We start from the raw sequence: 7,882 nt of genomic DNA on the forward strand, positions 1-7,882 counted from the left end.
GCCGAGCATCGTCGCGCCCTGCTTGGGCGTGCGTGAGCCGGCGCCGCGCGGCGCGCCCAGGGTGGCGGCGTTGCGGCGGACGGGCTCGGCGGGTTGTTCTGCATGGGTACTCACAGGATGATCGCCCCCTTGTCAGCGGAAGTTACCAGTTTCGCGTATTTCGCCAGCACGCCGTGGTCGTGCTTGGGCGCGGGCGGCTGCCACGCGGCGCGTCGGCGCGCCAACTCTGCGTCGTCCACGTTCAGCGTGAGTGCGCCGCCCTCGATGTCCACGGTGACCGAGTCGCCCTCGCAGATGAGCGCGATGGGGCCGCCGGCCGCCGCTTCTGGGCTCACGTGCCCCACGGCCGGCCCCTTGGTGGCGCCGGAGAAGCGCCCGTCGGTGATGAGGGCCACCGAGGTGGACAGCCCCATGCCGCAAATGGCCGACGTGGGCGTGAGCATCTCGCGCATACCGGGGCCTCCCTTGGGCCCTTCGTAGCGAATGACCACCACGTCCCCTGCCCTGATGGCGCCTCCGTTGATGGCCTCGCAGGCCGCCTCCTCGGAATCGAACACGCGGGCAGGGCCGGTATGGCAGAGCATGGAGGGATCCACCGCCGCCTTCTTTACGATGGCGCCGTCCGGGGCGATGTTGCCGTGCAGTACGCGCAGGGCGCCCACTGCCGAGAAGGGATTCTCGCCCGTGCGGCACACCTCGCCATCGGCGTCGGGGCAGCACGTGGCCAGGTACTCAGGCAACGGCCCCATGCAGGTGAGAGCATCTTCGTCGAGCAGCCCCAGCTTTCCCAGCTCGCCCATGACTGCCGGCACGCCGCCCACGTGGTACAGGTCGATAAGCGGGCGCGGGCCGGAGGGCTGCAGCTTCACCAGATGCGGCGTGCGCGCCGAAGCCGCGTCCCAGTCGTCCATGGTGATGGGACAACTGGCCGCATGGGCAATAGCCGTTAGGTGCAGGACCGTGTTCGTGGAACCGCCGAAAGCCATATCGCATTCCATGGCGTTGTGGATGGCTGGTGCGTTCAGGATATCCTTGAAACGCACGCCCTTGTTCACCAGCTCCATCACCTTCATGCCCGCATGCTTCGCCAAACGCAAGCGCTCGGAGTAGACGGCGGGAACGGTGCCGTTTCCGGGAAGAGCGATGCCCAGGGCCTCGCACAGGCAGTTCATGGAGTTGGCGGTGAACATGCCCGAGCAGCTGCCGCAGGTGGGGCAGGCCGTGTCCTCGTAGAACGCCAGCTCCTCTTCGGTCATAGTGCCCGCACCCACCTGGCCGGCGCCGTCGAAGAGCGTGTTCAGGTCCGTGGTGGGACCGCAGCCGCCGGGCTGGGTTCCCGGAAGCATAGGGCCGCCGGAGACAAACACCGTGGGAATGTTCACGCGCAGGGCGCCCAAGATCATCCCGGGCACAATCTTGTCGCAGTTGGGAATGCACACGATGCCATCGAAGGCATGGCCCTGCACAGCGCATTCCAGCGAATCGGCAATAGCCTCGCGGGACACCAGCGAGTAGTGCATGCCATCGTGGTTCATGGCAATGCCGTCGCACACGCCGATGGTGGAAATTTCAAAGGGAACGCCGCCGGCCATATAGATGCCGGCCTTGACGGCCTCGCAGACTTTATCGAGGTTGGTGTGCCCCGGGATGATATCGTTGCGCGAATTGAATACCGCGATGAAGGGGCGGTCCATCTCCTCGTCGGTGATGCCGTCGGCCTTCAGCAGGCTTCGATGGGGTGCTCGGGCCACACCGCGCTTGATCTGGTCGCTTCGTAGATCCATAGGCCGTTCCTCTCTCTTAAAACAACAAAACCCGCTGCAAGATGCACCGGGCCGGAACGACGCTGCGAACCGCCAAGCGGTACGCGCATCACGACAGATAACGGTGTCGCCGGTCCAGAGCTACTTGCCATTCCCGAACCGGCGGTAAGCCTGTCGCCCGGGAAGCGTTCCTTCTGAACTGCTCGGAGGGTTGGTCGGATCGCCCACCGCCTGCTCGCACATTCCGCAGGCTTGCTGGAAGATGGGTTCGCCCCGCTTTTCCTCGTCAACGCATTTCTTCAGTATTAACTTGGGTGTGCAGTATACCCCTCGCTTCGACAATCGCAAGGGTTTTTACTCATATTTCTACGCGAATTTAACGAAACAGCCACGGAACGTGACGAAAACCCTGCAGGCTCTCTACGGTTGACCGCCCGTCACCCTAGATGATCTGCGTCTTCGTAAACTGAACCCCAAGAAGTTGTGTTCATGCCGAAGGAGAGGACGACAGATGGGCACCGCGCAAGCTTCCGTACATCCCCGCACCACCACCGGTCGCGCTTCTGCCGCTGCCGCCAACGGCACGTCCAAGCCCACCGTGCTGCCCGCCTCTAGTGCACCGCTCCACACGGGCTCGGGTCCCATGGTGGCCGATCCCACCCTGGCCGAGCGCTCCTATCGTGCCAGTCATCCTTTGGCTGCGCCTTCTTGGAAGGCTTTTCGCATGTACGCGGGTAACCATCCTAATTTGGCGGAACTGAAGTCCGTCGGTGTTGCCGGCATGATTCGCGGTCACCGCGATGTGCGCATTATTTTGGTCATCGCGCTGAGCACCCTTCTTATCATGCTGGTGGCCCTACTGGCCTACTGGTGGCTCATGCCGGTCACCGCCGATGCCGACTCCCCCTACGCCGCCGCTGAAACCACCGCGCCGGAAAGTACTGCGGTGCAGGCCTGGAAGCAGGGCACTCTTCCTTCCCTGTACCAGACGGATAGCTCCTGGGGGGCCGAGCCCTTCGGCCAGGGAACCATTGCCACCGCCGGCGCTGCACCAACGGCTTTGGCTATGGCGCACGTGTACCTGACGGGCGACAAGGAACTCTCCCCCATCGACTTCGCGCAGTGGGGCACGGCGCACGACCTAACGGCCACGGGCACCGACACTATTGCGGCGTATCTGACGGGCGCCGCAAGCGACTATGGCATGGCTCTTGAGAGCATCGCTTTGGACGAGCACAGCATTCGTCGCGCTTTGGTGTCCCATACGCCCGTCCTGGTCATCACCCAACCAGGCACGTTCTCGCCGGTAGCCAGCGTCATTGTGCTGGAGGACATCGATCGTGATAGCCACCTGGTCATTCACGACCCCGCCAGCGCAGCCCGCTCCCACAAAAGCTGGGAGTTCGAGGACGTCATTAACGCTGCCGCCAATGCCTACGAGGTGCACAGCGCTTAGGCCGTTTTTACCCGCATCGGCGAATTTGCTTATTAACGGCGCCCCTGACCTGCGGTATGGTTGCTCTTAGCTAATCGATCCTAGGAGGGCATCTATGAATTATCACCAGGTCACGCTTCACCCCGAATCGCGCATTGCGCCTAACGCCACGCTGGTTGGCAACGTACACGTAGACAAGGACGCTACCATTCTGTTCGGCGCCACCCTGCGCGGCGATTACGGCAGCCGCATTGTGGTGGGCGAAGGCTCGAACATTCAAGAGAACGCCTGCGTGCACCTGGACTACGACCAGGACTGCATTGTGGGCCGCGGGGTAACCGTGGGCCACGGCGCCGTCATTCACGGGTGCTTCCTGGAGGACAACGTGCTGGTGGGCATGGGCGCCGTAGTCATGAACGGCGCGGTCATCGGCAAGAACTCCCTCGTGGCCGCCGGAGCCCTGGTCACCGAGGGCACCATTGTCCCCGAAGGCTCGCTGGTAGTGGGATGCCCCGCCAAGGTGCGCCGCCAGCTTTCCCCCGAGGAAATCGAGGGCAACCGCACGGCCGCCGAGGGCTACGCGCAGATCGGCGCCGACCTGGTTGAGAACGGCATCGTCTACGCCGGCAAGGACGTCCCCGACAACCTCATGACTATTGCCTTAGCGAAATAGCGCCTGGGAAAACGAAAAAACCAGTTGAAGCGGGCGGCTTTCGAGCAGCCCGCTCCTTTATTTATAAGAGGAGCGTCGATTCAATCGTCGGTTTCGCCCTTAAGCAAAGAGGAAAAAGTTAAGCCACAAACAAGACATCGTCGGTGTCTACATAGGGCAGACTGTTTTCGAAAATGTATTCGGGAGCAAGATCTATTTCGCCATCGAGCCACGACACGAATCCATGTTCAGCGCGCACTGTCTGCAACGCCGACTCGTCTCGCAGGGGAACAAAGGCAGAGCCTTCAAGAGAAGTGGTGTCGAAAAGCCTTTTTTCCCCCGATAGAAAGGTCACCAGCAACATCCCGCCTACAAGCGGCTTTGCATCAACGATTCTTACCTCGCTCATGGGCGTTTCCGCATAGCAAATGTCGTCAACGATATACATAAGCGCTCCCTACAAAGGCTGGATCTTGTCAAAATGCTCGCCTTGCACCGCATGATTCCAAGCAGCATATACTTCTTCCTCATGAAGAGCCAGCCAACCAACAACAATTTTCATCTGACGGCGAGGAAGCGATCCAGCGAGAAGCTCACCATCCACACCAATAGATGCTTCATACTCTCCATAGTAAACATGCACATGCGGCTTGTTGTGGTGTTGCGTATCCTTGAAGAGCATGTAGATGACAATTCCGGCAAATCGACTTAACTCGGGCATTCCCACTCCTTCGTTCCAAGTGGTTCAATCTTACCCGAATTCTACGAAGCCGCAAGAACGTTGCGGATCCTGCGTCCAAGAACCATCAGGCTAGACATTCATCGTAAATCTTTGCTCAACGATTGTCGTACAGCAGCAAGAACCATAGCTAGGTTCAACCAAATTCGTTACCCAACTTGACAGCGACCCGTGCACCTCGGTATATACCCCGTTTGGCCGACACCACTATGGCCCTTCCTGAATCTACAACGAGTAAAATCCAATGATTACCTGGCCTTTCCCCTATCGCAACGGTGCTATACTGGCACAATTCCCGTTGCATTAATTAGCCATTCAGACGGAGGGACTCAATGGCCTCACTGCGCAAGACTGTCTCGTGGCGCATGCTCTTCGCCGCCCCGCTCGTTTTCTCATTCCTCTGCTTCGTCGAGGTTCCGTCCGATCCGTCGTTGCTCGACGGATCGCCTGCCAGCCCCGAGGTGTTCTTCGCCGCATATCTGATCGGTGCCGTAGGTGCCTGCGCAGTCATCGTCGTTACCGCTGTCTGGCGTCCTCGGCGGTATCTTGGCATCTCTCCCATGTTGGCCATGCTCCCCATTATCGGCGGCTTTGCCTTAACCTCTCTGTACAGCACAGCGCAATTTGGCACCCCCCTTCAAATTCCCTTTGGTGCCTTTTGCGTAGGAGCGGGAAGCGGCATCCTCTTAGCTCTTTGGGCCGACGCCTTTGCTGACCTGCAGCCCACAACAGTGGCTCCTACCACATTCGCCCTCTTCGCCTGCGCTTTTGCCCTCAAATTCGCCTTCACTCCGTGGGCGATGGGGCCCCTCAACTTGCTTATTATTGGAGGCTGCGCGCTGTTATCCGCGCTGCCCCTCGAGTATTCGCACCCTTCCTCCGCACATCCGTCAACGCCGCGCCGTGAAACCCAGGATGCCCGATCTGTCCGCGCCTCCTGGGCGACACACCAAGCCAGCTCGTGGAAGTTCGTCGCGCTGCCCTTCGCCGGCTGCGCTCTTTACGGGCTGCTCCTAGGATTTGCCTGGGGCAATGTGATAGCTGGCGAGGCGCTTCCGCATACTGACTCCTTAGGATCATTGATTATCGATGGAGCGAAATGCCTTACGGCCCTGGCTTTTTTACTTCTTTGGAAACTTAAGGAATACCGTCGCCTTTCTGGCTCTTTCACCCCGCTCGGCGCAGGACTGCTGCTGCTCGGGTGGATGCTCTCGCTTCCTCATATTCCTTGCGTGTCTGCCGTAGGTTATGGGGCCACCGGCGCGGGGGGCGCCCTGCTCGAGATAGCCTTCTGGCTGACTACCGTACGAGGCACCCGCGGGCGACCCGATGAAAGCCGTTTCTGGTTCTGTCTTACGCGTGGCCTTCTTGGCTTGATCATCCTCGGCGGCTTTCTTGTTTCTCCCCTCTTTGACAGTATGGGGCGCGAATTGTTCACGCCGCTATGCTGCGTGGTCTTTTTCATCATCGCGGCCTCGTTGGGGCAACGCAGCTCATCGGCAGCAGGGGACGAAGATCGCCAGCTGCGCAACGACTCTGCATCTCGGGCAGACAACGATACTCCTCCGCGCGAAGAGAACACTCGGTCTTCAGCCATCGAGACGCTCGCTCTTGCCTACGAGCTTTCTCCCCGAGAAACCGAAGTGTTCTCGCTTTTCGTGCGCGGCTATTCGACCAACCGCATTTCTGAGGAGCTTGTTGTTTCACCGCACACGGTCAAAACCCACATCAAGCGCATTTATGGCAAATTGGACGTCCACTCCAAGAATGAGCTCATCGACTTTTTGCAGCAGTGGGAACAGGAACGGAAATAGAGAAAGGCCGCGCCAAGGGGAGGGAGTGGCGCGGCCTTCGGAGGGAGAGAGTGGGCAGTTCTCGGGACTGCCCGGGGATGAGGCTTAGGAACGAGCGGCGGCGTTCTTGCCGGCCACGCGGCCGTGGGTCATGGCCATACCGATGGACACACCGGCCGTCGGCGTGGAGTAGGCGTTGCCGTAGCGCTGGCCCAGGCAGTTACCCACGGCGTACAGTCCGTTGATGCGGCTGTAATCGGGGCGAAGGCACACAAGGTTCTCGTCGGTCATCAGGCCGGCCAAAGTTACCAGACCCGCGGCGCCCGTGGCGGCGTTGCTCGAGGGGGCCACGTAGTAAGGCGGCTCGTCGATGGGTACCATATGCAGGGCATCCTTGCCAAAGTCGTCATCCTTGCCCGCATAGCACAGCTCGTTGTAGCGCTTGATGGATTCCAAGCAGGTGGGAATAACATCGTCGGTGTAGCCCGCGTACTTCAGGGCCGTCTCAAGATCATCGGCACCGAATACCTGGGAGGGCATACGCTCGGTAATGGTGCAGGAGCGCACGATGCCACCGTCAGCGCCGCCACCAACCACTTCTGCCATGTCAGTTACAAGATCCTCGTAGTACTGAGGACGTGTGTAGTTGGGCGCGCCGTGATCGATGCTGGCGTTCTGCACCGTCTTCAGCCACTTGGAATCAGTCACCGTGGCCACGATACCCAAGGGCTGGCGGATGGTGGCCGCAAAGGCGCCCACGGTAATGCCCTCGTTCATATAGCGCTTGCCCTCGGCGTTCAGCCACAGGAAGGGAGAGGTGCCCCAGGGGCCCCCGCCGCCACCGCCCATGGACATGGTGGGACGAGGACCGGGCTCGACATAGCCGCCGGCCCAGCAGCCCATCTTCAGTCCCGAGCCATCGTTCATGGTCATGGTGGTCAGAGAATCCGGATCAACATCCTGGCGCTCGCACCACTCGGCCACCTCGGTCAAGAGCTCCCAAATCATCTGACTGTTCTGACCCATATCGCCACAGGCCAGGATAACGCCCTTCGCCGCGTTGAAGCGCGTGTAGGAACCGTCGGCGTTCTGGGCGATGACACCGGTCACGTCGCCGGCCTCGTCCTGGGTGCACACCGCGGCCGTCGTCTGGAAGCGCCAGTCGGCGCCCAGCTCCTGAGCCTTCTTCATCGAGAAGCTCTGGGCCTCGCTCAAATTCGAGTACATGCCCACGCCATCTGCGGGCTCGTCATGGTAGGGCCCCCAGAACATGGCGTCGCCTACCCAGGTCTTGTAACCGGCCTGAATAATCGGGTAGTCCTCGGGCTTGCGGCCGTAGGCCACGTGCAAGCCCAGCTCGCCCTTGGGACCCATCTCGACGCAATGGTTGTCGGACGGGATGAGCGAGAAGAAGTTGTCGAACATCTCGCCGCAGTTCTCAACGTACACGCGAATGATGTCGGGGCTCACGCGGTTGCCGCCGCGCTTGCAAAACTCGGA

7 protein-coding genes are annotated in these 7,882 nt (G+C 60.6%); 3 read left to right on the plus strand and 4 right to left on the minus strand.

The window, feature by feature from the left end:
- Nucleotides 1–110: 110 nt before the first annotated feature.
- Nucleotides 111–1,784, minus strand: a complete 1,674-nt coding sequence (gene ilvD / locus QZ307_RS08485; RefSeq protein WP_295998608.1) for a dihydroxy-acid dehydratase — start codon at nucleotides 1,782–1,784, stop codon at nucleotides 111–113.
- Nucleotides 1,785–2,274: 490 nt separating this feature from the next.
- On the opposite strand from ilvD, the gene QZ307_RS08490 reads away from it, so the two are divergent.
- Together QZ307_RS08490 and QZ307_RS08495 are read left to right on the plus strand one after the other, a co-directional pair.
- Nucleotides 2,275–3,219: a papain-like cysteine protease family protein gene (locus QZ307_RS08490; RefSeq protein ID WP_295998611.1), complete on the plus strand. Its 945-nt coding sequence runs from the start codon at nucleotides 2,275–2,277 to the stop codon at nucleotides 3,217–3,219.
- Between the two features lie 94 nt (nucleotides 3,220–3,313).
- On the plus strand, nucleotides 3,314–3,871 hold the full coding sequence (locus QZ307_RS08495) for a gamma carbonic anhydrase family protein (RefSeq protein ID WP_295998613.1): 558 nt from the start codon (nucleotides 3,314–3,316) through the stop codon (nucleotides 3,869–3,871).
- Nucleotides 3,872–3,989: 118 nt separating this feature from the next.
- Here the strand turns inward: QZ307_RS08495 and QZ307_RS08500 are convergent, their stop codons facing one another.
- Together QZ307_RS08500 and QZ307_RS08505 are read right to left on the minus strand one after the other, a co-directional pair.
- Nucleotides 3,990–4,298 (minus strand): DUF2442 domain-containing protein, encoded by a 309-nt coding sequence (locus QZ307_RS08500; protein WP_295998615.1) that lies wholly within the window; start codon nucleotides 4,296–4,298, stop codon nucleotides 3,990–3,992.
- Between the two features lie 9 nt (nucleotides 4,299–4,307).
- Entirely contained in the window at nucleotides 4,308–4,571 is a 264-nt protein-coding gene (locus QZ307_RS08505; RefSeq protein WP_295998618.1) for a DUF4160 domain-containing protein, read from the minus strand.
- Nucleotides 4,572–4,921: 350 nt separating this feature from the next.
- Here QZ307_RS08505 and QZ307_RS08510 point away from each other — a divergent pair, with 350 nt between their 5' ends.
- Nucleotides 4,922–6,403, plus strand: coding sequence for a helix-turn-helix transcriptional regulator (locus QZ307_RS08510; RefSeq protein ID WP_295998620.1), 1,482 nt, complete (start codon nucleotides 4,922–4,924; stop codon nucleotides 6,401–6,403).
- An 84-nt stretch (nucleotides 6,404–6,487) separates the two neighbouring features.
- Here QZ307_RS08510 and QZ307_RS08515 read toward each other — a convergent pair whose 3' ends face one another.
- Nucleotides 6,488–7,852, minus strand: a complete 1,365-nt coding sequence (locus QZ307_RS08515; protein ID WP_295998622.1) for an FAD-binding protein — start codon at nucleotides 7,850–7,852, stop codon at nucleotides 6,488–6,490.
- Nucleotides 7,853–7,882 lie beyond the last annotated feature (30 nt).

This window comes from uncultured Adlercreutzia sp., assembly GCA_910585575.1.
Taxonomy (GTDB): domain Bacteria; phylum Actinomycetota; class Coriobacteriia; order Coriobacteriales; family Eggerthellaceae; genus Adlercreutzia.